At 69.6% G+C, this 22,077-nt stretch carries 22 protein-coding genes; 12 read left to right on the top strand and 10 right to left on the bottom strand.

Features of this window, described 5'->3' with window-relative positions; translation table 11 throughout:
• The first annotated feature begins 22 nt into the window (after positions 1-22).
• Positions 23-1,057 (top strand): helix-turn-helix transcriptional regulator, encoded by a 1,035-nt coding sequence (locus FVF75_RS03265; RefSeq protein WP_148376302.1) that lies wholly within the window; start codon positions 23-25, stop codon positions 1,055-1,057.
• 100 nt (positions 1,058-1,157) lie between these two features.
• On the opposite strand, the gene FVF75_RS03260 is transcribed toward FVF75_RS03265, so the two are convergent.
• Positions 1,158-2,363 (bottom strand): ABC transporter substrate-binding protein, encoded by a 1,206-nt coding sequence (locus FVF75_RS03260; RefSeq protein ID WP_148376301.1) that lies wholly within the window; start codon positions 2,361-2,363, stop codon positions 1,158-1,160.
• Between the two features lie 138 nt (positions 2,364-2,501).
• Here FVF75_RS03260 and FVF75_RS03255 point away from each other — a divergent pair, with 138 nt between their 5' ends.
• The 8 genes from FVF75_RS03255 to FVF75_RS03220 all read left to right on the top strand — a co-directional run bounded on the left by FVF75_RS03255 (position 2,502) and on the right by FVF75_RS03220 (position 10,487).
• Positions 2,502-3,257: an SDR family NAD(P)-dependent oxidoreductase gene (locus FVF75_RS03255; RefSeq protein WP_148376300.1), complete on the top strand. Its 756-nt coding sequence runs from the start codon at positions 2,502-2,504 to the stop codon at positions 3,255-3,257.
• 33 nt (positions 3,258-3,290) lie between these two features.
• Entirely contained in the window at positions 3,291-4,082 is a 792-nt protein-coding gene (locus FVF75_RS03250; protein ID WP_148376299.1) for an SDR family oxidoreductase, read from the top strand.
• 2 nt (positions 4,083-4,084) lie between these two features.
• Positions 4,085-5,041, top strand: a complete 957-nt coding sequence (locus FVF75_RS03245) for an alpha/beta hydrolase (protein WP_148376471.1) — start codon at positions 4,085-4,087, stop codon at positions 5,039-5,041.
• A complete protein-coding gene (locus tag FVF75_RS03240; protein WP_148376298.1) occupies positions 5,038-6,645 on the top strand; it encodes a flavin-containing monooxygenase in 1,608 nt (535 codons plus the stop codon). The genes FVF75_RS03245 and FVF75_RS03240 overlap by 4 nt, the downstream gene beginning before the upstream one ends.
• A gap of 96 nt (positions 6,646-6,741) precedes the next feature.
• A complete protein-coding gene (locus FVF75_RS03235) occupies positions 6,742-8,325 on the top strand; it encodes a FadD3 family acyl-CoA ligase (protein WP_148376297.1) in 1,584 nt (527 codons plus the stop codon).
• The gene (locus FVF75_RS03230; protein WP_148376296.1) at positions 8,322-9,107 is read left to right on the top strand and encodes an SDR family NAD(P)-dependent oxidoreductase; all 786 of its coding nucleotides are present in this window, start codon (positions 8,322-8,324) and stop codon (positions 9,105-9,107) included. The genes FVF75_RS03235 and FVF75_RS03230 overlap by 4 nt, the downstream gene beginning before the upstream one ends.
• 7 nt (positions 9,108-9,114) lie before the next feature.
• The gene (locus FVF75_RS03225; protein WP_222861181.1) at positions 9,115-9,606 is read left to right on the top strand and encodes a nuclear transport factor 2 family protein; all 492 of its coding nucleotides are present in this window, start codon (positions 9,115-9,117) and stop codon (positions 9,604-9,606) included.
• Positions 9,603-10,487 (top strand): SDR family NAD(P)-dependent oxidoreductase, encoded by an 885-nt coding sequence (locus FVF75_RS03220; protein ID WP_148376294.1) that lies wholly within the window; start codon positions 9,603-9,605, stop codon positions 10,485-10,487. The genes FVF75_RS03225 and FVF75_RS03220 overlap by 4 nt, the downstream gene beginning before the upstream one ends.
• Here FVF75_RS03220 and FVF75_RS03215 read toward each other — a convergent pair.
• Positions 10,477-11,232, bottom strand: a complete 756-nt coding sequence (locus FVF75_RS03215; protein ID WP_148376293.1) for an SDR family NAD(P)-dependent oxidoreductase — start codon at positions 11,230-11,232, stop codon at positions 10,477-10,479. The genes FVF75_RS03220 and FVF75_RS03215 overlap by 11 nt on opposite strands.
• Positions 11,233-11,384: 152 nt before the next feature.
• On the opposite strand from FVF75_RS03215, the gene FVF75_RS03210 reads away from it, so the two are divergent.
• Positions 11,385-12,929 carry a class I adenylate-forming enzyme family protein gene (locus FVF75_RS03210; protein WP_148376292.1) on the top strand — a complete coding sequence of 515 codons (1,545 nt, stop codon included), beginning with the start codon at positions 11,385-11,387 and terminating at the stop codon, positions 12,927-12,929.
• Between the two features lie 37 nt (positions 12,930-12,966).
• On the opposite strand, the gene FVF75_RS03205 is transcribed toward FVF75_RS03210, so the two are convergent.
• The 7 genes from FVF75_RS03205 to FVF75_RS03175 all read right to left on the bottom strand — a co-directional run bounded on the left by FVF75_RS03205 (position 12,967) and on the right by FVF75_RS03175 (position 18,884).
• Positions 12,967-13,953 carry an FAD:protein FMN transferase gene (locus tag FVF75_RS03205; RefSeq protein ID WP_148376291.1) on the bottom strand — a complete coding sequence of 329 codons (987 nt, stop codon included), beginning with the start codon at positions 13,951-13,953 and terminating at the stop codon, positions 12,967-12,969.
• Positions 13,934-16,141, bottom strand: a complete 2,208-nt coding sequence (locus FVF75_RS03200) for a PepSY domain-containing protein (RefSeq protein ID WP_148376290.1) — start codon at positions 16,139-16,141, stop codon at positions 13,934-13,936. Before FVF75_RS03200 ends, FVF75_RS03205 begins: the two co-directional genes overlap by 20 nt.
• A 9-nt stretch (positions 16,142-16,150) precedes the next feature.
• Positions 16,151-16,621: a DUF2271 domain-containing protein gene (locus tag FVF75_RS03195; protein WP_148376289.1), complete on the bottom strand. Its 471-nt coding sequence runs from the start codon at positions 16,619-16,621 to the stop codon at positions 16,151-16,153.
• Between the two features lie 72 nt (positions 16,622-16,693).
• On the bottom strand, positions 16,694-17,095 hold the full coding sequence (locus FVF75_RS03190; protein ID WP_148376288.1) for a PepSY domain-containing protein: 402 nt from the start codon (positions 17,093-17,095) through the stop codon (positions 16,694-16,696).
• A gap of 123 nt (positions 17,096-17,218) precedes the next feature.
• Entirely contained in the window at positions 17,219-17,737 is a 519-nt protein-coding gene (locus FVF75_RS03185; protein WP_148376287.1) for a hypothetical protein, read from the bottom strand.
• A gap of 165 nt (positions 17,738-17,902) precedes the next feature.
• Positions 17,903-18,562: a cytochrome b/b6 domain-containing protein gene (locus tag FVF75_RS03180; RefSeq protein ID WP_148376286.1), complete on the bottom strand. Its 660-nt coding sequence runs from the start codon at positions 18,560-18,562 to the stop codon at positions 17,903-17,905.
• Positions 18,549-18,884: a PepSY domain-containing protein gene (locus FVF75_RS03175; RefSeq protein ID WP_148376285.1), complete on the bottom strand. Its 336-nt coding sequence runs from the start codon at positions 18,882-18,884 to the stop codon at positions 18,549-18,551. The genes FVF75_RS03180 and FVF75_RS03175 overlap by 14 nt, the downstream gene beginning before the upstream one ends.
• 159 nt (positions 18,885-19,043) lie before the next feature.
• On the opposite strand from FVF75_RS03175, the gene FVF75_RS03170 reads away from it, so the two are divergent.
• Entirely contained in the window at positions 19,044-19,703 is a 660-nt protein-coding gene (locus tag FVF75_RS03170) for a response regulator transcription factor (protein ID WP_148376284.1), read from the top strand.
• Positions 19,700-21,052: a sensor histidine kinase gene (locus FVF75_RS03165; protein WP_148376283.1), complete on the top strand. Its 1,353-nt coding sequence runs from the start codon at positions 19,700-19,702 to the stop codon at positions 21,050-21,052. The genes FVF75_RS03170 and FVF75_RS03165 overlap by 4 nt, the downstream gene beginning before the upstream one ends.
• A 31-nt stretch (positions 21,053-21,083) precedes the next feature.
• Here the strand turns inward: FVF75_RS03165 and FVF75_RS03160 are convergent, their stop codons facing one another.
• Positions 21,084-21,965, bottom strand: a complete 882-nt coding sequence (locus FVF75_RS03160) for a DUF305 domain-containing protein (protein ID WP_148376282.1) — start codon at positions 21,963-21,965, stop codon at positions 21,084-21,086.
• Between the last annotated feature and the right edge of the window lie 112 nt (positions 21,966-22,077).

Genomic DNA, 22,077 nt, shown 5'->3' with positions numbered 1-22,077 from the left:
CATGAAACCAGGGGAGGGTGGCATGACGTTTCACGCAAGATCCATTGTCGAGTTCGGGCGCCTGTTCGGGGATGTTTCGGACCGGATGGCGCGGGGCGAGGTCGATGAGACCCTCGATCTGATCCGGGGCGGCTTCGGCGCCGACGCGGTGCTGCTGTCGGTCGAGTGCCGCAAGCGCAGCGTGCCCGCCCGTCACCACATCGCCGCCGCGCCGGGGCTGGACGACACCTTCGCGCTGTCCGCCCTGATCGCCGACACCGGCGCGCTGGATGCGCCGCAGGGCTATGACACCGCCGAGGCCTGTTTCATCGAATCCGACGTGCCGTTTCGCTATGTCATGCGGCTGTTTCGCAAGTCGGGCATCGCGCCCTTCGACGACGAGGAAATCGCGCTGGCGCAGATCCTGATGTCGCAGCTTGGCAAGGCGATGGAAGCCGCCTCGCGCATGGGCAACGCCGAGATCGAGCGCGCGCTCTATTCCGACGTGCTCAACCGGCTGCAGGTCGGGGTGCTGATCCTCGATCAGACCGGACGGCTGCTGCGCGTGTCCGACCGGGCCGATGCGATGCTGGCGGCGCGCGACGGGCTGAACCTGACCGGCGGCAAGCTGCGTGCCAGCGTGGCGGGCGAAGACAAGAAGCTGCAGGAGGTCATCCGCGGCGTGCTTTCGGCCCGCGACGGCGCCGCCGCCGATGGCGGCCTGTCGCTGTCGAAAAAATCAGGCACCCGCAAGATGGGCCTGATCGTGCGCCGGATCGACGGCGACGGCACGCCGCGCGGGGCCGGCTGGCCGGCGGTGGCGATCTATATCCGCGATGCCGACATGTCGCCCGACCTCGAAGCCGAGATGATGCGCCAGATCTTCGACCTGACGCCCGCCGAGGCCGCCGTGGCGCGGCGCCTGACCGACGGGTTGTCGCTGGAAGACACCGCCGCCGCCCTCGACATCAGCCGGAACACGGCGCGCGCGCATCTGCGCTCGATCTTCTCGAAGTCGGGCATCCGGCGCCAGACCGAGCTTGTGCGGCTGGTTCTCAACAGCGCCGTGATCCTGTAATCCGACCCGACGATCCGCGCATCGAAAAGGCCGCCGGCATGATCGCCGGCGGCCTTCGTCGTTTCGGTGGCAGGGCCGCGAACGGCCCCGCCGGGGAGGATCACATGTCGCAGGTCGCGCGCATCACCAGCCCGTCTTCACGGCGCTCATGCGGGTTGATCACCGCGCGCAGCGTGTCGGCGGTCGGGAAGAAATGCGTCTCGGACGAGGCCGCGAACGGGCCCGCGATGGTGTCGATCGTGTCCTGGCTCTCAATCCATTCCGCGACCGCCGCGCCATCCGCGGTGCCGGCGCCGTTGATCGCCTTGGCCAGGACCTCGGCCATCGTGTAGGGCGGAACCATCGCCGAGGCGCCACCCATCCGCTCGAGATCCGGAATGGTCTCTTGCGCGATCTTGGCCATCGCCGCGAAGGGCGTCGACCACAGCTCTTCACCCGGGCAGTAGGTCATGCCGACATATTGCGTCGAATAGACGTTCTCGAACGCTTCCACGCCAAGCAGGGCCGCGTTGCCCTGGGCGTAGTTGGTCATCGTCATGTTGCCCAGAACCGGGACCATCCAGCCGATATCCAGCCGGTTTTCCAGGAACTTGCGCGAATCGTCGCCCAGCGAGTTGATGATCAGGACGCCCTCGGCGTCGGCATTGCGCATCGAAAACAGCTGGGGCGTCATGTCTTCGGTGCGGAACGGAAATTCCTGCACGATCACCGGCGCGACGCCGCGCTCTTCCATGTAGTCGATGATTTCGACCACCGCGGCCTTCGACATGCCGCCGTTGTCCGAGATCAGCGCCAGCTTGGTCAGGCCGAGGTTGTCGACGGCGAAGTCGACGTTGGCCTTCATCTGGTTCAGACCGGTCGGCGAGGTAGAGAAGTGATAGGGGCCGTATTCCGGCGTCAGCGTGGTCGAGGCCGAGGCCGAGATCTGCAAGAGCCCCGCTTCGGTGGTCAGCGGCACCATCGGAATGGTTTCCTGACTGACGACCGAGCCGAGGATCGCCTCGACCTTTTCGCCGTCGATCAGGCGGCGGATTTCGCTCACGCCGTGGGTCGGGTCCGACTGGGTGTCGGCCGAGACGATCACCGCCTGGCGGCCAAGAATGCCGCCCTCGGCATTGGCCGCATCCAGCGCCATCTGCCAGCCGATTTCAAACGATGTGCCAAGGCTCGAGCCGGCGCCGGTGTAGGACGTGATGCCGCCGATGCGGAAGGTATCCTGGGCCAGCGCCCCGCCGGTCGCCGCCGCCAGCGCCAGCGCGCTGATCGCAAGGACGCGGGTTGCGCCAAGGGGTTTTTGGGTGGTCATGTGGTTTCCTCCGTTGAACATCCGGGTTCCAGATTGCGCGATGAATTTCGCCCCGGCATCGTCCGAAAAGACGAACCCGGCGGCGCATGCCGGGTGCTAGGGTCGCAAAAAAGCCCCGAACAGGCAAAGGAGAACCACATGAACGGCATCGACGGACGTGTCGCGGTGATTACCGGGGCCGGCAACGGCATCGGTGCGGCCTGTGCCCGGCGGCTGGCCACGGACGGCGCGACCGTCGCGCTGCTCGACCTCGACCCCACGGCGGCCGAGGCGGTGGCGGGCGAGATCCGGGCCTCGGGCGGGCAGGCGCGGGCGATGGCGGTGGACTGCACCGACCGCGCCGCGGTCGAGGCCGCCTTTGCCGAAATCGCGTCCAGCCTCGGCCCGGTCGATATCCTGGTTAACAATGTCGGCCAGAGCGCGCGTGACAAGATGTCGGATTTCGTCAATGCCGACATGGACGTGCTCGACATGATCCTCGACATCAACCTCAAGTCCACCATCCTGTGCGCGCGCCAGGTGGTCGGGTCGATGCAGGCGAGGGGCTATGGCCGGATCGTCAACATGACCTCCGAGTCCGCCGTCAACGGCTCGCGCAAGACCTGGGAGTATTCCGCCGCCAAGGCCGGCGTGATCGGCTTCACCCGCACGATCGCGCGTGAACTGGCCGCCGACGGCATCACCGTCAACGCGGTCGGCCCCGGCGCCACCGCGACCTGCGCGATGGAGCGTATTCCCGCCGACCTGCTCGACCGGATCAAGGCGGGCATCCCGGCGGGGCGGCTGGCCGAACCCGACGAGATCGCCAATGCGGTGGCGTTCTTTTCGGGCGATCAATGCGCCTATGTCACCGGGCAGACGCTGCTGGTGAACGGCGGCAACTGGATGCTGTGAGGCCGCGCGCGGCCTTTGAGAGGACATGAGACCATGAGCAAGACGGATGTAAGCTGGGATTTCACCGGCAAGACGGTGATCGTCACCGGCGGCACCCGCGGCATCGGCCGCGCCATTGCCGAGGCGTTTCTGGCCGCCGGGGCGAACGTGGCGATCTGCGGGCGCACCGCGCCGGACGACCTGCCCGAGGCGGGCGGGCGCGCGGCCCGGTTCTGGCCCTGCGACGTGCGCGACGCGGCCGCCTGCAAGGACTTCGCCGGGGCCGTGGCCGAGGCGTTCGGCGGCATCGACGTGCTGGTGAACAACGCCGGCGGCTCGCCCAATGTCGAGGCTGCCACGGTCTCGCCCCGGTTCACCGAGGCGATCATCGCCCTGAACCTCACCGCGCCCATCCACATGGCCCAGGCGGTGCATCCGTGGCTGGCCGAACGCGGCGGCTCGGTCCTGAACATCGCCAGTGTCTCGGCCATCCGGCCCTCGCCGGGCACGGCGGCCTATGGCGCGGCCAAGGCGGGGCTGCTGGGGCTGACCAAGAGCCTGGCGCAGGAATGGGGGCCGGCGGTGCGCGTCAATGCGCTGGTGGTCGGCATGATCGCCACCGGCCACGCCGCCGAAACCTATGGCTCGCAGGCCGCGCAGGACGAGATCGCCGCCGCCATCGGGCTGAAACGACTTGGCCGCGCGCCCGATATCGCCGGGGCAGCGCTGTTCATGGCCTCGTCGGCGGCGGGCTTCATCTCCGGCGCGTCGCTCGAAGTGCACGGCGGCGACGAGCGCCCGCTGTTTCAGGACATCCTTCACCGCCACGCAGGGACGACGGAGTGACCATGCCCCCCACCTATCCCTTCCCCGACCCGCTGGGCGAGATCGACGAGATGCTCGCCACGCTGGATCAGACCTTTCCCGACGTGACCGCCTCCGACCCGGTGACGCTGCGCCAGTTGATCCTCGATCGCGCCATCGCGCCCGACAACCTGGATGATGTCGCCCGGATCGAGGACGTGACGCCCGAAGGCGGCCCACGCCTGCGCCTCTACCACCCGCACGGGGCCGCAGAGGGGCGCCCGGCGATCCTTTACCTGCACGGCGGCGGTTTCGTATTCTGCGCGGTCGAGATGTTCGACGGCTTTTGCAGCCGGATGAGCCGCGAGACCGGCGCGACCGTGGTGTCGGTCGACTACCGGCTGGCGCCCGAACACCCCTATCCGGCGGCACTGGACGATGCCGTCGCGGCCTTGGGTTGGCTGGTTGACGCCGCCCCCGGCCTCGGCATCGACCCGGCGCGCATCGTGGTGGCGGGCGACAGCGCCGGCGGCAACCTCGCCGCCGCGCTCTGCCTCGTGGCGCGCGACCGGGGGCTGCACCGCATCGCCGGGCAGGCGCTGCTCTACCCGGTGATCGAGCCGAATTTCGAAACCGAGGGCTACCGCCGTTTCGGCTCCGGCCACTACAACACCCGCGCCGCGATGGAATACTACTGGCGTCAATACCTCGGCGGCGACGACCTGCCCGACCCGCCGGACTATGCCGTGCCGATCCGGGCAGGCTCGCATGCCGGTCTGCCGCCCGCGGTGGTGGTGCTGGCCGGGCGCGATCCGCTGGTCAGCGAGGGCGAAGCCTATGCCGACGCGCTCCGCGCCTCCGGCGTGCCCCTGCGCCTGCGCCATTACCCCGAGGCGTTCCACGGGTTCGCCACCATGATGACCTTTCCGCCCGCCGAGGACATGCGCGACATGCTGTGGCGCGACATCAACGGGTTCTTGCTGACAGGAGGTGCGCGATGACTTCGCACGAGACGACCGGATGCGACGTGGCGATCATCGGCGCGGGCTTTGCCGGGCTCTACGCCATCTACAAGGCCCGCAGCCTCGGCCTTGACCCCGTCTGCATCGAGGCCGCGCCCGATGTCGGCGGCGTGTGGTACTGGAACCGCTATCCCGGCGCGCGCTGCGACGTGGAAAGCATCGACTATTCCTATTCCTTCGATCCCGAGCTTCAGCGCGACTGGCGCTGGTCCGAGCGCTACGCCACCCAGCCCGAGATCCTCGACTATGCCCGCCACGTCGCCGACCGCTACCGCCTGCGCCGCCACATCCATTTTGGCGAACGCGTGCTCTCGGCCCGGTTCGACGAGGATGCGGCACGCTGGACGGTGACGACCGATGCGGGCCGCACCATCTCGGCGCGCTGGCTGATCTCGGCGGTCGGCAGCCTCTCGGCCCCGGTGCGCCCGGATATTCCCGGCATCGACAGCTTCGCGGGCGAGGTCGCCTTCACCGCCACATGGCCGGAACAGGGCGTGGACTATGCCGGCAAGCGCGTCGCGGTGATCGGCACCGGCTCGTCGGGCGTGCAGTCGATCCCGATCATCGCGCGCGAGGCCGCGCATGTGACGGTGTTCCAGCGCTCGGCGAACTACAGCGTCCCGGCGCTGAACCGCCCGATCCCGGATGACGAATGGCAGGAGCTTGTCGAGAACTATCCCGCACGGCGGGCGAAGTCGCTCATGAGCGGCGGCGGCTCGCCGCACGAAGCCCACCCGGTGCCGTTTGCCGAGGTGCCCGAGGACGAGCGCCAGCGCCTGTTCGAAGACGGCTGGCAGAAGGGCGGCGTGCTGTTCGCCAAGGTCTTCCAGAACCAGACCGCCGACCCCGAGATCAACGACGCGGCCCGGGTGTTCGCCGAGGACAAGATCCGCGCCATCGTGAAAGACCCCGAGGTCGCCCGGGATCTGATGCCCGAAGACACCCCCATCGGCACCAAGCGGATCTGCACCGACAGCGGTTATTTCCAGACCTTCAACCGCGACAACGTCACCCTTGTGAACCTCCGCCGCGATCCGATCACCGAGATCGTGCCCGGGGGCATCGTGACAGAGGCCGGGCTGCACGAGGCCGACATCCTGATCCTCGCCACCGGGTTCGACGCGATCACCGGCGCGGTGGTGCGCATCGATTTCGAGGGGCCGCACGGCAACCGGCTGGCCGAGGACTGGGCCGACGGGCCGGAAACCTACCTTGGCCTCGCCGTGCCCGGCTTTCCCAACCTGTTCAACATCTCCGGCCCCGGCTGCCCCGGCGTTCTGGCCAACATGGTGCTGGGCGGCGAACATCAGGTCGGCTGGGTGTTCGAGATGATCCGCGCCGCCGAAGCGCGCGGCCATCGCTTGATCGAGGCGCGGGCCTCCGCCGCCCGCGCCTGGACCGATCACGTCGCGGAGCTGGCCGACCGAACCCTCTTTACCAAGGGGAATTCCTGGTATCTCGGCGCCAATATCGAGGGCAAGAAGCGCGTTTTCATGCCCTATATCGGGGGCCTGGGGAACTACGTGACCTATTGCGACCAGGTGCGCGCGGCGGGGTACAAGGGCTTTGTGATGGGCGTGTGAACCAGGGTCGTCCCTTCGGACGATCCGCGCCCGCGCGATCCGGTGTATCACTCGCCCGGCCCGATCCGGGCCCGGCCACGACATGACAGGCAGACGATGCAGATAGACAGCACCACCTGGGATTTCACCACTCTTCCCGCGCTTTCGGCCAGGACCGCCGAGGTCTATGGCGATCTGGTCGCCATCGAGGACGGTGACACCACGCTCACCTATGTCGCGTTCGACCGCATCCGCCGCCAGGTCGCCCGCGCGCTGTTGGCGCAGGGCATCGCCAAGGGCGACCGGGTGATGATCTGGGCGCCCAACGGCTGGAAGTGGATCGCGGCGGCCTTCGGCATCGTCTCGGCGGGCGGCGTGATGGTGCCGGTCTCGACCCGGTTCCGCGCCAACGAAGTGGCCGACCTGGTGGAGCGCAGCGGCGCGCGGATGATGTTCTCGGCGGGCGATTTCCTCGACCGCTACTATCCCAGCGAGTTGACCGAGGCGACCCGCGCCCGGCTCGAGCGCGTGGTGGTGCTGGACGAGGCCCGCGCCCCCGACACCGGCTGGGACGCGTTCCTGGCCGAGGGCGAGGTGATCCCCGAGGCCGATCTGGCCGCGCGCGAGGCTCTGATCGGCCCCGGCGACCTCTGTGATATCCTGTTCACCTCCGGCACCACCGGCCATCCCAAGGGCGTGTGCTATGCCCACAGGCAATGCCTGCAGGTGGTCGATGCCTGGGCCACCCAGGTCGGGCTGCGCCACCGCGACCGGGTGCTGGTGATCTCGCCCTTCTTTCACGCCTTCGGCTACCGCGCCGGGGCCATCGTGTCCCTGATGCGCGGCGCGGTGCTGCTGCCGCACCAGACCTTCGACGCCGAGGCGGTGCTGACCCGCGTGGCGCGTGACAGGATCAGCGTCATCCCCGGCCCGCCGGCCCTGTTCCAGTCGATGCTGCTGCACCCCGAGTTCGACCGCTTCGACACCTCGTCGCTGCGCCTTGGAGTCACCGGCGGCTCGGTCGTGCCGTCCGAGTTGATCCGCCGGATGCGCGCCGATCTGGGCTTTCAGGGCGTGGTCAACGGCTATGGCCTGACCGAATGCGGCGGCTTCGGCACGATGTGCGACTCGCAAGACCCCGACGACGTGATCGCCAACACCTCCGGCAAGCCCGCGCCGGGCGTCGAGGTGCGGATCATGGACGAGGACGGCGCCTTCCTGCCCGATGGCCAGCCCGGCGAGGTGGTCATTCGCGGCTATCTCGTGATGCAGGGCTATTTCAACAACCCCGAAGCCACCGCGAAAACCATCGACAAGGACGGCTGGCTGCACACCGGCGATGTCGGCCATTTCGACGAGAACGGCAACCTGCGCATCGAGGACCGGATCAAGGACATGTTCATCTGCGGCGGCTTCAACTGCTACCCCGCCGAGATCGAGCGCTACATGAGCCAGCACCCGGCCATCGGCCAGATCGCGGTGATCGGTGTGCCGGATGAACGGCTGGGCGAGGTCGGCAAGGCCTTCGTGGTGCTGCGCCCCGGCAAGACCGCCACCGAGGCCGAGCTGATCGCCTGGGCGCGCGAGAACATCGCCAATTTCAAGGTGCCGCGTCAGGTCGAATTCCGCACCTCGCTGCCCACCAGCCCGCAGGGCAAGGTGATGAAGGACAAGCTGCGCGACCCCGAGGCGGCCACATGACCGACCACCCCGGCCTGCGCCTCGACGGCAAGCGCGCGCTGATCACCGGCGGGGCCAGCGGCATCGGCTTTGCCGCCGCAAAGGTGTTCGCGGGGCTGGGGGCACGGGTGGTGATCGCCGATATCGACGAAGGCGCGGTCCGGGCGGCGCGGCCCGACACCGGCGCAATCGCCGCGCTCACCGGCGACATCACCAGCGCGGACGACTGCGCCGCCATGACCGGGGCCGCCGAGGCGGCGATGGGCGGGCTTGATATCCTCGTCAACGCCGCCGGCATTGCCCAGCCGCACATTCCCAGCGAGGATCTCGACGCCGACACCTGGCGGCGGGTGATCGACGTTGACCTGAACGGCGCATTCCTGATCGCCCAGGCGGCAGCGCGGCGCATGCTGCCGCGCGGTGCGGGGGCCATCGTGCTGATCTCGTCGATCTGCGCCCAGGGCTCGTTTCCGGGCCGGGCGGGCTACGGTGCGGCCAAGGCGGGGGTCGATCACATGACCGCCTCGATGGCCTGCGAATGGGGGCCGCGCGGGCTGCGCACCAACACCATCGCGCCGGGCTATACCCGCACTCCGATGGTGGCCGACCTGATCGAGAAAAAGGCGTTTGACCCGGCCGTGATCGAGGCGCGCACGCCGCTCGCCCGCTTTGCCGAGCCTGACGAAATGGCCCGCGCGATGGCGTTTCTCGCTTCCGACTGGGCCAGCTACGTGAATGGCGCGGTGCTGCCGGTCGATGGCGGCTGGGGTGCCTTCGCCGCCGCTGGCGCACCGGCGGGATAGGAAAGACATGGCCGACACAGACCTCACCGCCCGCCTCGCAGCCCTCGAATCCCGCCAGCGCGCGCTCGAGGACGAGTTGGCCATCATGCGCCTGATCGCAAGCTACGGCCCCGCCGTCGACACCCGCAACGCCCAAGCCACCGCCGCGCTTTGGGCCGAGGATGGCAGCTATGATTTCGGCGGGCCAAGGCTGGACGGGGCCAAGGCTGTGGGCGCGCTGGTCGACCTCGACACCCACCGCGATTTCGTGGCGCGCGGCTGCGCCCATGTGCTCAGCCTGCCGCTGGTCACGCTCGACGGCGACCGCGCAACGGCGATCTGCTATTCGCAGGTCTTAGTGGCCGACGGCGACGGCTGGCGTGCCGCCCGGGTCAGCGCCAACCGCATCCATCTGGCGCGCGGGGCAGGGGGCTGGCGCATCATTACCCGCGAAACCCGGCTGCTCGACGGCTCCGAGGCCGCCCGCGCGTTGCTGTCCCTGGAAAAGGAGGCGCCATGATCACCCTCACCGGCAAGGCCATCGTGATCACCGGCGCGGGCGACGGCCTCGGGGCCGCCTATGCCCGCCACGCCGCCAGCCTCGGTGCTGCGGTCCTCGTCAACGATATCGTCGGACCGGACGCCGAGCGCGTTGCAGACGAGATCACCGCCGCCGGCGGACGCGCCGTGGCGCTGCCCTGCGACATCAGCCGCCCCGGCGCGGGCCGCGACCTGGTCGCCGCCTGCCGCGACGCCTTCGGCACCATCACCGGCTTCGTCAACAACGCGGGCATCCTGCGCCCCGGCAAGATCGAGGCGATGTGGCCTGCCGACCTGCGCCGGATGTTCGAGGTCAACCTTTTCGGCACTGCCCAATGCACCCAGGCCGCCGTCGCGGCGTTCCGCGAACAGGGCAGCGGCGGCGCCATCGTCAACGTCGCCTCCGGCTCGCAGGCGGGCGACATCGGCCTCGGTGCCTACGCCGCGACCAAGGGCGGCATCGCCTCGCTGACCTACAGCTGGGCGATGGAGCTGCGCGACACGCCGATCCGCGTCAACGCGATCTCGCCGCTGGCCGAAACCGCGATGGCCAGGACCAACGCCGCGCTGCTGGCCGAACAATCGGCCTCGCGCGACGTGGCCTATACCACGCTGCCAACGCCCGAGACGAACGCGCCGCTGGTCAGCTACCTGTTGTCGGATGCCGCCCAAGGCATCACCGGCCAGCTTGTCCGCATCGCGGGCCGCGACCTGTCGCTGGTGACCCACCCGATGATCGCCGCCCCGGTCCTCACGGGCGACTGGGACGTGGACGCCATCGCGCGCGCCTTCGACGAGACCCTGCGCGACGCCCAGCCGCGCCTTGGCCTGACCTACGCCGAGCCGCCCGTCACGAAATGAGAATACCGCTGTCCACCGGCAGCATATGCCCGGTGGTCCGCGCGCTTTCGTCCGAGGCCAGGAACAGCGCCGCATTCGCCACGTCCTCGGGCGTCGCGATGCCCAGCAGGTAGGCGTCCCACTGCGCCTTCAGATGCGGCTCGGTCTCGTAGAACTTCATCACCCGGTCGGTGCCGACCGCGCCGGCCACCAGCGTGTTGACGCGGATGTTGTCGGGCGCGAACTCCACCGCCATCGACCGGCCCAGCGCGATCACGCCGCCCTTGGCCGCCGTATAGGCATCGCGGTTGGGAATGCCCATCGCGCCGACGATGGACGACGAGTTTATGATCGAGCCGCCGCCGCTCTTGCGCATATGCGGGATCGCGTGGCGCGAGGTCAGCCATGTGCCAAAGAGGTCCACCCGCATGCAGCGCCAGAACTCGGCCTCGGGCGCTTCGGTCAGGGGGCCATCCTCGGCACTCGACCCGCCCGCGTTGTTGTAAAGCACGTGAAGCCCGCCGAAATGCGCCGCCGCCGCGTCGACCATCGCGCCGACGCTGTCGGTCTCGTCGAAATCGGCGGCGAAGAACGCGGCCTCAAACCCCGCCGCCCGGATGCCTTCGACCACGGCAGCGCCCCGTTCCGCGCTGCGCCCGCTCACCGCCACCTTGGCACCTTCGGCGGCGAACAGCCGCGCCGCCACGGCCCCGATGCCCGAGGTCGCCCCGGTGATGATCGCCACCTTGCCGTCAAGCCGTCCCATGCCGCCCCTCCCGTGTCTTTCGCCCAGATTGACCATCGCCCCGCGCCCGCGCATCGTCCGCCCGGACGACGCGGGCAATAGTCCTCGCGGACGATGTGCCGCCGCCCGCCGCCTGCCAGAAACCGCGATACCCAGGACAGGACAAGTGGCGAATGGAAACGCTCCCCCAGATACTCGCGCGCAACGTGGCACTGATCCCCGACCAGACCTTCCTGATCTGGGAGGATGAGCGCATCAGCCATGCCGAGTTCGGCCGCCGCACTGCGCGCATGGCCAATGTCCTCGGTGCCGCCGGCATCGGGCCGGGCGACCGGGTCGGGCTTTATCTGCCGTCGACGCCGATGATGGCGGTGGCGTTCTGGGCCTGCCAGCGCCTCGGCGCGGTGCCCGCCCCGATCAGCGCCATGTTCCGCCAGTCCGAACTGACCGCGATCCTGTCGTCGAGCCGCATCCGCGCGCTGGTGACGGACGCGGCGACGCAGGCCTATTTCGACACCATCCGCGCCGACCTGCCCGGCGACGTGCCTGCCTTCGTCACCGGCGGGGCGGCGGGGGCAGGGGATACCGACCTCGACGCCGCCATGAAGGACGCGCCCGACAGCTTCGACGACCACCCCGCCACCCCCCACGACACCGCCGCGCTGTTCTTCACCTCCGGCACCACGGGACGGCCCAAGGCGATCGAGCAGACCCATTTCAACAATTGTTCGAGCTTTCGCGACATGATGGTCGCGCACGGGACGCAATACGGCCGCGAAACCTATCTCTGCGCGGTGCCGCTGTTCACCAATTTCGGCCTCACGGTGACGCTGAACCTCTGCGCCTATACCGGCGGCACCATGGTCCTGCATGAACGCTGGGACACCGAGCGCGTGCTGACCGACATCGCGCGCCACAAGGCCAGCTACTTCGGCGGAACCCCCACGATGTATGTCTACATGGTCGGCGGCTATGACCCCGCGCGCCACGACCTGACCTCGCTCAGGGTCTGCACCACCGGCGGCTCGCCGGTGCCGCAGCCGGTGATCCGCCGGTTCGAGGAGCTGTCCGGCGTCAAGGTCAGCCAGGTCTACGGCGCCACCGAAACCTGCGGCCAGAACGTGATGGAACCGGTCGCGGGCCTCAGAAAACCCGGCGCCGCCGGCCTGCCGGTGGGGTCGTCGCGCATCCTGATCGTGGACGAGGACGGCCAGCCGATGCCGGTGGGCGAGGTCGGCGAAGTGGTGATCGGCGGCGATTGCGTCACCCCGGGCTATGCCGACGACCCCGAGGCCACGGCAGCGGCTTTCGGCCCCGACGGCTGGCGCTCCGGCGATCTGGGCTATGTCGATGCGGACGGGTTTTTGTTCATCGTCGACCGCAAGAAGGACGTGATCATCACCGGCGGCCACAACATCTACCCGCTCGAGGTCGAAAGCACGCTCTACCAGCACGGCGGCGTGTCGATCTGCGCGGTGGTCCCCGAACCCGACGAGGCCAAGGGCGAGATCCCGGTGGCGGTGGTGGTCCCGCTCGAGGGCCGCGAGGTCAGCGCCGATGACCTCATGGCCTTCTGCCGCGACAACCTCGCCGCCTACAAGGTGCCGCGCCGGATCGAGCTGATCGACGACATGCCGGTCGAAGCCGCCAAGATCCGCAAACGCGACCTGGTCGAGGCGTTGAAATCCGGCGGGCTGGACAAATACCGCAAGGGGTAGGGCGCGCGTCGCTGTTGTCGCGCGACACCCCGGGCGCTCAACGGAGCTTGGCCGGGGCGGTTCGGCTCTGCGCCGCGCCTTGTCCGAACAGACGGCCCGTTGCGCGGCTGGTGGTGCGCCCGTCCTGATCGCGCATCAGGAACAGCGCGTCGAGCCCGCGCTCGCGCGCCAGTTCGCCCCCCTTGTCGGGGCCCAGCACCATCAGGGCGGTTGCCCAGGCGTCGGCCTCGGCGCAGGTGCGCGCGACGACGGTGACCGAGGCCGGCGGGGCGGGAAGCGGCCTGCCCTTGTCCGGGTCCATCGTGTGCGACAGGCGGCGTCCCTGCACCTCGACCCAGTGGCGATAGTCGCCCGAGGTCGCGACCGCCGCATCCTCGAGCGCAAGGACGGAATGCGGCGCGCGGGCGGCGAAGTCGGGCGCTTCCACCGCGATGGCCCAGGGCTGCCCGTCGGGCCTGACCCCGAGCGCGCGCATCTCGCCGTCGATGCCGACAAGGCCCGCATCGATGCCAAGCGCAACCAGCGTCTCGGCCAGCCGGTCGGTGCCGTGGCCCTTGGCGATGCCATTGAGGTCGAGCGCGACGGGCGCGGTCTTGCGCACGCGGTCCCCGTCAATTTCCAGCATCGTGTGTGCCGGTCCGCGCCGCCGGGTCATCGCGGCCCGGATCGCCTCGGGCGCCGCGTCCTCGGGGCCAAAGCCCCAGGCCGTGACCGCGTCGCCCATGCCGATGTCGAAAGCGCCGCCCGAGGCGCGCCCGATCTCCAGCCCGAGCGCCAGGACCTGCCGCAGCCGGTCCGGCACCATCACCCATGCGCCGGTTTCAGCCGCGTTGAGGCGCATGAGGTCGCTGTCGGCCCGCCAGGTGGACATCTGGGCGTCGACCTCGTCGACGGCTTGCTGGAGCGCGGCGCGCACCGGGTCCGGGTCGAAACCCGGCGCAGCGAAGAACGTGGCCTGCCAGCGCGTGCCCATCGTCGCGCCGTTCAGGGCCAGGCGCGCCGGTTCAGTAGACATCTTCGACATAGCGCCCCTCGGCCTTCAAGAGCGCCGGGGTCAGCCCCACGGGCGCGAGGATGTCGGCCATCGCATCGGCCACGCCCGCCGCCATGTCGCGCCCGCCGCAGACCATCACGCGCGCCCCGCCCCGGATCAGCCGGGCGACCTCGGCGGCCTCGCCGCGCAGCGCGTCCTGCACGTAATATGGCCGCTGCCCGCGCGACACGGCGGTGACCAGACGGGCCAGCCTGCCCTCGGCCTGCCAGGTTGCGATCTCGCCCTGGTAGAAGAAATCGCTGTCGGGGTGGCGCATTCCGAAAAACAGGTGGATGGGCCGCCGCCGCGTGTTGGCGCGGGTGATCCCCGCCAGCGGGCCGATGCCGGTCCCGGCCCCGATCAGGATCAGGGGCCGGGCGCGGCGGCCGGGCCGGAAGCCGGGATTGCGGCGCAGAAAGGCGGTCACGCTGTCGCCGGGTTCGAGCGCGGTGAGTTGCCCCGAGCACAGGCCGCCGGGATGTTTCCTGACCACGATCTCGACAAACCCGTCGCGGCGGGCGGAGGCGAGCGAGTAGAGGCGCGGCACCGGGCTGCCGTCGGGCAGGATGCCGATCAGGTCGCCCGCCTCGAAGCGCGCGAAACCCGCCCCGCTCAGCCGCTGCCACAGCGTCGTGCGCGGCAGGGCAAAGCGCAGGATGGCGGTCGGGGCCTGCACCTCGGCGCCGAAGTCGCGCCGCGAAATCAGCGTCAGGCGCTCGGTCGGCGGTTGCACGGGCCGGTGCGCAAGCTCGAGGTCGATGCCCAGCACCTGCTCCAGCGCCCGCCCCCAGCGCGCGAAGTCCTGCGGCGACTGGCGGTCCACCGTGTCGAGCGGCATCAGTTCGCGCCAGCCTTTTTCCGCTGCCGCCGCTTCGACGGCGTGGGCAAAGGCACAATAGGCGGGAAAGCTGCGGTCACCGAACCCGAGCACGGCGAGCGGCGCGGCGGGGGCGGTGTCCAGCCGCTCCAGCCGGTCGAGAAAGTCGCGGGCGGTCGCTGGGGCCGCGCCGTTGCCGTAGGTCGCGGCCAGCACGATGATCCGTTCGGCGTTGGTGTAGCGGTCCGGCGCGAAGGCCGACATGGGTGCCGTGTGAACGCTGTGCCCGGCCTCGGTCAGGGCCGCGTGCAGCGTTGCGGCGAACCCCCAGGTGCTGCCGCCCTCGCTGCCCACCAGCAGGATCGTCCGGGCCCGGCGGGCGGGCTGGTTGGCGCGGATGCGCCCGCGCCCGCGCCGCCCGGCCCGCCAGACCAGAACACCGCTGGCCCCCATCGCGGGCACGCCAAGCGCCATCAGGCCCAGCACCAGCCCCAGCGCCGCCGCGCCCTGGCCGGTATGCAGCATGTAGACGGTTTCCGAGACCCGCGCCCAGCCGCCAAGGTCGTCCCAGGCCAGCAGCGCGCCGGTGCCCTGGTCGAGATACCCGGCACCCCGGTCGGTCCTGAGCGTGAAGACATCCGTGGCGTCGTCGGGAAAGGGAAAGCTGAGTTCGCGCAGCTCGGCCACCGGCGTGTCGCCCAGCAGCGCCAGCCGGTCGAGCGCCACGCCGGTCTCGCCGCTCACCTCGGTCGGAAACGCCGGTGCGGCGGCGCTATCGGGCAGCAGGTCGAAGGTGGAGGCCGTCATCCACAGGGCGGTGGCGGAGGACAGCACCAGGCCCGGCACAACGAGCCGCGCGATCCCGACATGCAGCCGCCCGGCACGCGGCCCGCGGGTGCGTGCGAACCAGTGCCGCCAGCCGCCCGCGCGCCGGGCGACCAACGCCGCGCCGGACAGCGACAGGACCAGCATCGCCGCCGCCCCGGCGGCCATCGCAAGGCGCCCCGCGTCGCCCAGAAACAGCGAGCGGTGCAGGTTGGTCAGCCAGCGTTCGGCCCGGCCGGGGTCGGCGGGGGCCACGCCCTGACCCGTTGCCGGGTCGATGACGGCGGCGCCCGGCGTGCCATTGTCGAACCACCACGCGGTGATCCGCCCGGACGGGGCGCGGCGGATCTGTTCGACGCCGGGATAGGCGGTCTGGATGCGGGTGGCCAGGGTGGCGACCGTCAGGCCCGCCCCGGCCTGCGGCGCGGCGATCCGCTCGGCTGCCGGAAACACCGACAGCGCCGCCCCGCTCAGGCTGAGAAGCGCGACGAGCGCGAGGGCGGCCAGCGCGGGCCAGCGGTGAAGCCTGCGTATCATCTCATCGCCTCACATATCGTAGCTGAAGCTGGCGATGTAGCGGCGTCCGCGCACCGTCTGCCCGGCGCCTTCAGTGGTCAGCGGCACCGCGACTTCATTGGGGCTGTCGCGCATGTCCTCGACCGAGGCGTCGATATGCAGGGTATAGCCCGCATCGAACAGCGCGTCGGTCAGGTCGAGCGTGATCTCGAGCGTCCGCCCCGCCCCGACGCTGGCGCCGGTGATGCCGTCGATCTGCGCCGGGTCGCCGCCGGTGGCGCGATACCAGTCCGACAGGTGCTCATAGTATTTCGACTTGCCGCCAGCCATCCACAGGCTGCCGACATAGCTGCCCTGCGCATCGGTGACATAGAGCGCAAGATAGGCGCCGTCGCCGCCGTAGGCATTGAGCGTGGTGGTGAAGGTGACCGGCTTGGCGAGCGCCAGGCCGGGGGCGGTCAGCGCCGTGGTCAGCGCGAGGGAGGCAAGCAGGGATTTCATGGTCGATCTCTGTGCTGGGAATGGGGGATGGGGTCGGCACGGCGCGCGGTCGGCGCCGTGCCGCTGTCGGGGTCAGTTGGATTTCACTTGCGGCGGCGTGGCGTTCTCGAACAGGCCGTTCGCGGGCGGGGCAATGGTGCCGGCAGGCGTCGGCCCGCGCCGGTTGCCGCGCGCCTTGTCGTCGTCATCGTCATACTCGATCTCGATCACCGCGAGGGTCCGGGGGTCGAGCGTCACCTCGATGTCGCGGCCTTCGCGGTTGCGCGCCTCGATCTCGTAGCAGCCATCGTCGATCTCGATCTCGTGCAGCATCCAGCCGTTTTCGTCGGCCAGTGCGATCACCGCCTCGCGCGGTTGCCAGTCGGCCATCGGCACGCGGCAGTCGTCGTCGTCGGCCAGCGCCACGCCCGCGCTCAGGGCGGCAAGGCCGGCGAACGCGGTGAACGCCACAACATGGGTCAGTTTCGGTTTCATGGTCGGGGTCTCCTTTCGGTTGCTGAGGTCAATCTGGGCCTTCGACCTGAGGGGCACCTGACGGGCTGGCAGAAACCGCGTCAGCCTCGCGTCAGGAACCGGATGGCCGGGTGCGAAGGTGCGTCAGTTGCCGGACACGGCTTGCGCCTCGCTTGCCCGTGCGCGCAGCGCCGCCTCGACCAGCAGGGCCGCCGGATAGAGCACCTCAACGTCGCCGGTCTGGTGCCAGATCATCCGCTCGGCCAGGCGCGCGACCTCGGGCTCTGCGGTCTCTTCGGCGAGGGCGTAAAGCTCGACCAGCGCGGTGACGAGATCGACATCGCCGTCATGGAGCTGCAAAAGCTCCGCCTCCAGATGTGCCCGGTCGGGCAGGTCCGCCCCTGCGGCCCCGGACGCGCTGGTCTCGGCCCGGCCGAGCAGCGGCAGGACCAGCCGCTCCTGCGCGGCATTGTGCGCGGCCATGAGGGTCGCCGCCGTGCCGGCGGCTGCGCCGATCTCGTCGCGGCGCTGCGCCAGCCGGGCAAGCTGGGCCTCGAAGTCGTCATGCGCGGCGCTCAGGGCATAGGGGGTTTCGTTCGGTGCCGCGACAGCCGGGAGGGCGAGGGCCGAAAGGGTGGCGGCGATGATCAGTCTGGGTGTCATGGGAACCTCTTTTCCGCTGGTGTGTCGATGCACCCAGCCTGGCGGGTCCGCCTTGAGCCTTGCTGACGTGCGCGCCGTTTTCACGTCAGCCTGGCGTCAGGAACCAAACGGCCCCGTCCGGCGTGCGGGCGGGGCCTGTGGCGCATGCGGCGGGGGGTATGCCGCTTACGCGATGTCGTCGGGATCGGGCGCGCGCTTGTCGCCGGTGATCATGGCGCGCACGAGGTTTTCGCGGTGGCTGAAGGACGCCACGGCAACTCCGGCCACATGCAGTGCGACAAGGATCAGGAGCAGGTTGGCCAGGGTCTCGTGCACATCTTCCAGCGCGTCCTCGGCGCGGTCGCCGCGCCAGTGGTCGTCGTCATCGGCGCGCGCCGGGGTCACGATCCGGGGCATCTCGGGCAACCGCGCGATGCGCTCGGGCTCGGCGATCAGCCAGCCGGTGAAGGCGGTGCCCGACAGCGTGATCAGAAGCGCCACGATCATCGCCGCACCGGCAGGGTTGTGGCCGAGATAGCGCCGCTCGCGCCCGCGGATCATGTCACCGACATGACCCAGCACCGAGGCCGGGCCGCGCAGGAACTGCCCGAAACGTGCGTAGCGGCCACCGGCAAAGCCCCAGACCAGGCGAAAGGCGACAAGGCCCGCGACGGTATAGCCTGCGATCTCGTGAACGCGTTCCACCTCGTCGGCGGTCAGCCAGGCGATGGCGACGGCGGCCACGAGGCCCCAGTGAAACACCCGAACAAGCGGGTCCCAGACCCGGACCTTGGCCGCGACACGTGTCGGCGCGGCCCGGTCCGGGGCGGTCTCAGTCGTCGTCATCGTCGTCATCGTCATCGCGGGTGCGGATCGGCAGCGGGCGGCCCATCTCGTCACGATAGCGGATCGTCATCTCGACCAGGTCGAGAGTGCCGGGGTCGATGGTGACTTCGATCCAGTGGCCATCGGCGTTCTCGCCCTTGATCTCGTAGCAGCCGTCGTCGATCTTGAGGCGGGACACGGTCCAGCCCTGTTCGGCGGCAAACGCCATGACCGCCTCGCGCGGCTGCCAGTCGGCCATCGGCACGCGGCAGTCGTCGTCGGCCAGCGCCGCACCGGCTGGCAGGGCCAGCGCAATCGTGAGCATTGTCAGTGTCTTTCGCATCGGCCAAACTCCTGTGGTATCGGGCTTTGTGGCTCTTGTTCGCACGCCAACCTGACGGCAAGCTGACGGCCATGCGCCCGGGCCGTCAGGTGCATGTCAGACCGGGGGCCGACAAGGCGGCCACGCGCGCCCCGTCCCGGCGGCCTGCAAGGAGACACCATGCGCATCCTCTTGATCGAAGACGACACCGTTCTCGGCCCCGCGGTGCGCGACCAGATCACCGGCGACGGGCAATCCGTCGACTGGGTCACGCGGCTGGATGCGGCGGGCGACGCGATGGCGGCGGCGGCCTATGACCTTGTGCTGCTCGACCTGATGTTGCCGGACGGTCGCGGCATCGGGTTTCTCAAGCGCCTGCGCGGGCGCGGCGATGTCACGCCGGTCATCATCCTGACCGCGCTCGACCAGGTGTCGGACCGGATCGAAGGGCTGAACGCGGGGGCCGACGATTACCTGGTCAAACCCGTCGACCTGGACGAGCTGTCGGCGCGCATCGGCTCGGTCGCGCGGCGCTATGCGGGCAACCCGAACCCGATCGTCAGCCATGGCGCGCTGGACATCGACCTGGCGGCCCGCACGGTGCATCGCGACGGCAGGCCGGTGCAGTTGACGGCGCGCGAATGGGCGCTGTTCGAGGCGTTTCTCACCCGCCCCGGCCAGTTGCTGTCCAAGGCGCAGCTTGAAGGCAAGCTCTATGCCTTCGAGGACGACATAGGCAGCAACACCATCGAGGTTCATGTCAGCCGCCTGCGCAAGAAACTGGGGCCCGAGATCATCACGACCGAACGCGGCCTGGGCTATCGGCTGGGCACGCCATGACCCTGCCGCGCAGCCTTCAGGGGCGTCTGGCGCTGTCGCTGGGCGCGTTGCTGACGGTGCTCTGGCTGGCCGCCGCGGCGATGACGGGGGCTTTGCTGCGCCACGAGATGGACGAGGTGTTCGACTCGGCGCTTCAGGAAACGGCGCAGCGCATCCTGCCGCTGGCCGTGGTCGACATCATCGGGCGCGACGAGGATCACGCCGTCCAGCGGCTGGCAGCACTTCGCACCCACGAGGAGCATTTCACCTACATCGTGCGCGATGGCGATGGCCATGTCGTGCTGCAATCGCACGCCGCCGACCCGTCGGTGTTTCCCGCCTGGGCCGGACCCGGTTTTGCCCAGGATGCGTCCTATCGCTTTTACAGCGAGGAGACCTTGCGCGGCACCGTGCGGATCACCGTGGCCGAGCCGCTGGCCTACCGCGCCGCGGCGCTGGGCGAGACCCGGATGGGGCTGCTGCTGCCGCTTCTGGTGGTGGTTCCGCTGACCCTGCTCTTGATCGTGGTCGCGGTCCGCACAAGCCTGTCGCCGCTCAGGCGGTTTCGCGCCGAGCTTGGCGGGCGCACCGCCAACGATCTGTCGCCGGTGTCGGCGGACGACCTGCCGGCTGAGCTTGCCCCGCTGGCGGCCTCGCTCAATACCGTGCTGGCGCGGCTCAGGTCGGCATTCGATGCCGAGCGCAGTTTTGCCGCCAATGCCGCGCATGAATTGCGCACGCCGCTGGCCGGGGCCATCGCGCAGGCCCAGCGGCTGATGTCGGAAACCGGCGATCCCGACGCCCGGGCGCGCGCGGGCGAGATCGAGGCGACGCTCAAACGCCTGACCCGCCTGTCGGAACGGCTGATGCAACTGGCGCGCGCCGAGGGCGGGCGGCTGCGGCTGGACCATGCCGCCGATCTGCGCCCGATCCTGCGTCTGCTGGTCGATGAGCGGCAGCGGCAGGGGGTGCCCGACCGGCTTCGGCTGACGCTGCCGGAGGAGCCGGTGATGTCCGACCTTGACCCCGATGCCTTCGGCATCCTGTGCACGAACCTGATCGAAAACGCCCTGCGCCACGGCGATGAGGCCGCCCCGGTCGAGGTGACGCTGAGCGAAGCGGGCATGTTGTGCGTTGCCAATGACGCGCCCGTCCTGCCGCCCGAGACCCTCGCGCGCCTCACCAACCGGTTCGAGCGCGCCGGATCGGCGCAGCGCGGCAGCGGCCTTGGCCTTGCCATCGTCAGCGCCATCGCGACGGGGGTGGGGGCCGACCTCGTGCTGCATTCGCCACGCCCGGGCCGGGCGTCAGGGTTCGAGGCTTGCGTGCGTCTGCCGCTGGCCAGTCACGCACCGCAGGGCACGCGGTGAGCGGACCGGCAGCGCGCGCGCCCCGTGCGCCTTACGCCCCGCAGCGGTAGTAGCCGCGGAAACCGGCGGACAGCCCGGCCTCCAGCTCAAGGGTCAGGTCGGCCTCCTGCGTGGTGCCGCTCGCGTTCAGGGGGCCGCCGCCCGGGGCGCTCACCTCAACGGTGATGCCGTCGTCCTGCGTCGTGACGCCGGCGGCAACGTCGCCGTCCGACGGGACACCGAGGCGGACAAGGTCGCCGCTGAGCTTCACCAGCCCCGCCCAGCCGTCATCCGCCGAACCGACGGCCAGAACCGCGGGGCTGTCCGAGGTGTAGGAGAAGGTGCAGGCGGCACCGGCAGGGAACAGCCGGGCGATTTCCGCCTCGGACATGAAGCCCGGGTCGAGCACCGCGACCTCGGCGGTGGACAGGGCGTCTTCAAGGCTCACGATCTCGCCCGGGGCCGGTGCATCGCGCCGGGCGGTCACGCCGGAGGCTTCGATCTCGTTCACGAGATAGCGCATTTCGGCGATTTCCTTGTCCTGGGCATAGATGATCTCGTCGGCCAGCTTGCGCACGCGCGCGTCTTCGATATTGGCGCGGCTCGAGGTCATGATGGCGATCGAATGGTGCGGGATCATGGCGCGCATGTAGCTGGTATCGGCCACCGTCGTCTGGCTGCGCACCAGCCAGAGCGAGCCGGCGAACACCACCGCCGCGCCCACGAAGATCACGGCGTTGATCGTCTTCTTGGAATACATCGACAGCATGAACGCCAGCATCACGATCGCCATCGTCGCGCCCATCAGCAGCGCCATGTAGGCGCGCGTCTCGGACCAGAACACATGCGCCCAAAGGTAGGTGTTGAGATACATCAGGATGAACATCACGACCGTCGAGGTCGCGATCATTGCGGCAAATCTCCAATATGACATGATCGTCCTCTCGCTCTTTCGGTTGGGCCGGTCATGGGCCCGGATAAGAGGGAAACGCCCTTCCAGTGCTGGAGGGTTCCGAAAAATCTCACGACATTTTGCCGCATGGCGT

The organism is Maritimibacter fusiformis, from assembly GCF_008086115.1.
Taxonomy (GTDB): domain Bacteria; phylum Pseudomonadota; class Alphaproteobacteria; order Rhodobacterales; family Rhodobacteraceae; genus Muriiphilus; species Muriiphilus fusiformis.
Note: the sequence above shows the minus strand (reverse complement) of the source record. Positions and strands in the feature narration are given on the sequence as shown.

Excerpts from the sequence above, each read along its gene's own strand:
- FVF75_RS03265 (WP_148376302.1), top strand. The coding sequence starts at position 23 with ATGACGTTTCACGCAAGATCCATTGTCGAGTTCGGGCGCCTGTTCGGG.
- FVF75_RS03260 (WP_148376301.1), bottom strand. The coding sequence starts at position 2,363 with ATGACCACCCAAAAACCCCTTGGCGCAACCCGCGTCCTTGCGATCAGC.
- FVF75_RS03255 (WP_148376300.1), top strand. The coding sequence starts at position 2,502 with ATGAACGGCATCGACGGACGTGTCGCGGTGATTACCGGGGCCGGCAAC.
- FVF75_RS03250 (WP_148376299.1), top strand. The coding sequence starts at position 3,291 with ATGAGCAAGACGGATGTAAGCTGGGATTTCACCGGCAAGACGGTGATC.
- FVF75_RS03245 (WP_148376471.1), top strand. The coding sequence starts at position 4,085 with ATGCCCCCCACCTATCCCTTCCCCGACCCGCTGGGCGAGATCGACGAG.
- FVF75_RS03240 (WP_148376298.1), top strand. The coding sequence starts at position 5,038 with ATGACTTCGCACGAGACGACCGGATGCGACGTGGCGATCATCGGCGCG.
- FVF75_RS03235 (WP_148376297.1), top strand. The coding sequence starts at position 6,742 with ATGCAGATAGACAGCACCACCTGGGATTTCACCACTCTTCCCGCGCTT.
- FVF75_RS03230 (WP_148376296.1), top strand. The coding sequence starts at position 8,322 with ATGACCGACCACCCCGGCCTGCGCCTCGACGGCAAGCGCGCGCTGATC.
- FVF75_RS03225 (WP_222861181.1), top strand. The coding sequence starts at position 9,115 with ATGGCCGACACAGACCTCACCGCCCGCCTCGCAGCCCTCGAATCCCGC.
- FVF75_RS03220 (WP_148376294.1), top strand. The coding sequence starts at position 9,603 with ATGATCACCCTCACCGGCAAGGCCATCGTGATCACCGGCGCGGGCGAC.
- FVF75_RS03215 (WP_148376293.1), bottom strand. The coding sequence starts at position 11,232 with ATGGGACGGCTTGACGGCAAGGTGGCGATCATCACCGGGGCGACCTCG.
- FVF75_RS03210 (WP_148376292.1), top strand. The coding sequence starts at position 11,385 with ATGGAAACGCTCCCCCAGATACTCGCGCGCAACGTGGCACTGATCCCC.
- FVF75_RS03205 (WP_148376291.1), bottom strand. The coding sequence starts at position 13,953 with ATGTCGAAGATGTCTACTGAACCGGCGCGCCTGGCCCTGAACGGCGCG.
- FVF75_RS03200 (WP_148376290.1), bottom strand. The coding sequence starts at position 16,141 with ATGATACGCAGGCTTCACCGCTGGCCCGCGCTGGCCGCCCTCGCGCTC.
- FVF75_RS03195 (WP_148376289.1), bottom strand. The coding sequence starts at position 16,621 with ATGAAATCCCTGCTTGCCTCCCTCGCGCTGACCACGGCGCTGACCGCC.
- FVF75_RS03190 (WP_148376288.1), bottom strand. The coding sequence starts at position 17,095 with ATGAAACCGAAACTGACCCATGTTGTGGCGTTCACCGCGTTCGCCGGC.
- FVF75_RS03185 (WP_148376287.1), bottom strand. The coding sequence starts at position 17,737 with ATGACACCCAGACTGATCATCGCCGCCACCCTTTCGGCCCTCGCCCTC.
- FVF75_RS03180 (WP_148376286.1), bottom strand. The coding sequence starts at position 18,562 with ATGACGACGACTGAGACCGCCCCGGACCGGGCCGCGCCGACACGTGTC.
- FVF75_RS03175 (WP_148376285.1), bottom strand. The coding sequence starts at position 18,884 with ATGCGAAAGACACTGACAATGCTCACGATTGCGCTGGCCCTGCCAGCC.
- FVF75_RS03170 (WP_148376284.1), top strand. The coding sequence starts at position 19,044 with ATGCGCATCCTCTTGATCGAAGACGACACCGTTCTCGGCCCCGCGGTG.
- FVF75_RS03165 (WP_148376283.1), top strand. The coding sequence starts at position 19,700 with ATGACCCTGCCGCGCAGCCTTCAGGGGCGTCTGGCGCTGTCGCTGGGC.
- FVF75_RS03160 (WP_148376282.1), bottom strand. The coding sequence starts at position 21,965 with ATGTCATATTGGAGATTTGCCGCAATGATCGCGACCTCGACGGTCGTG.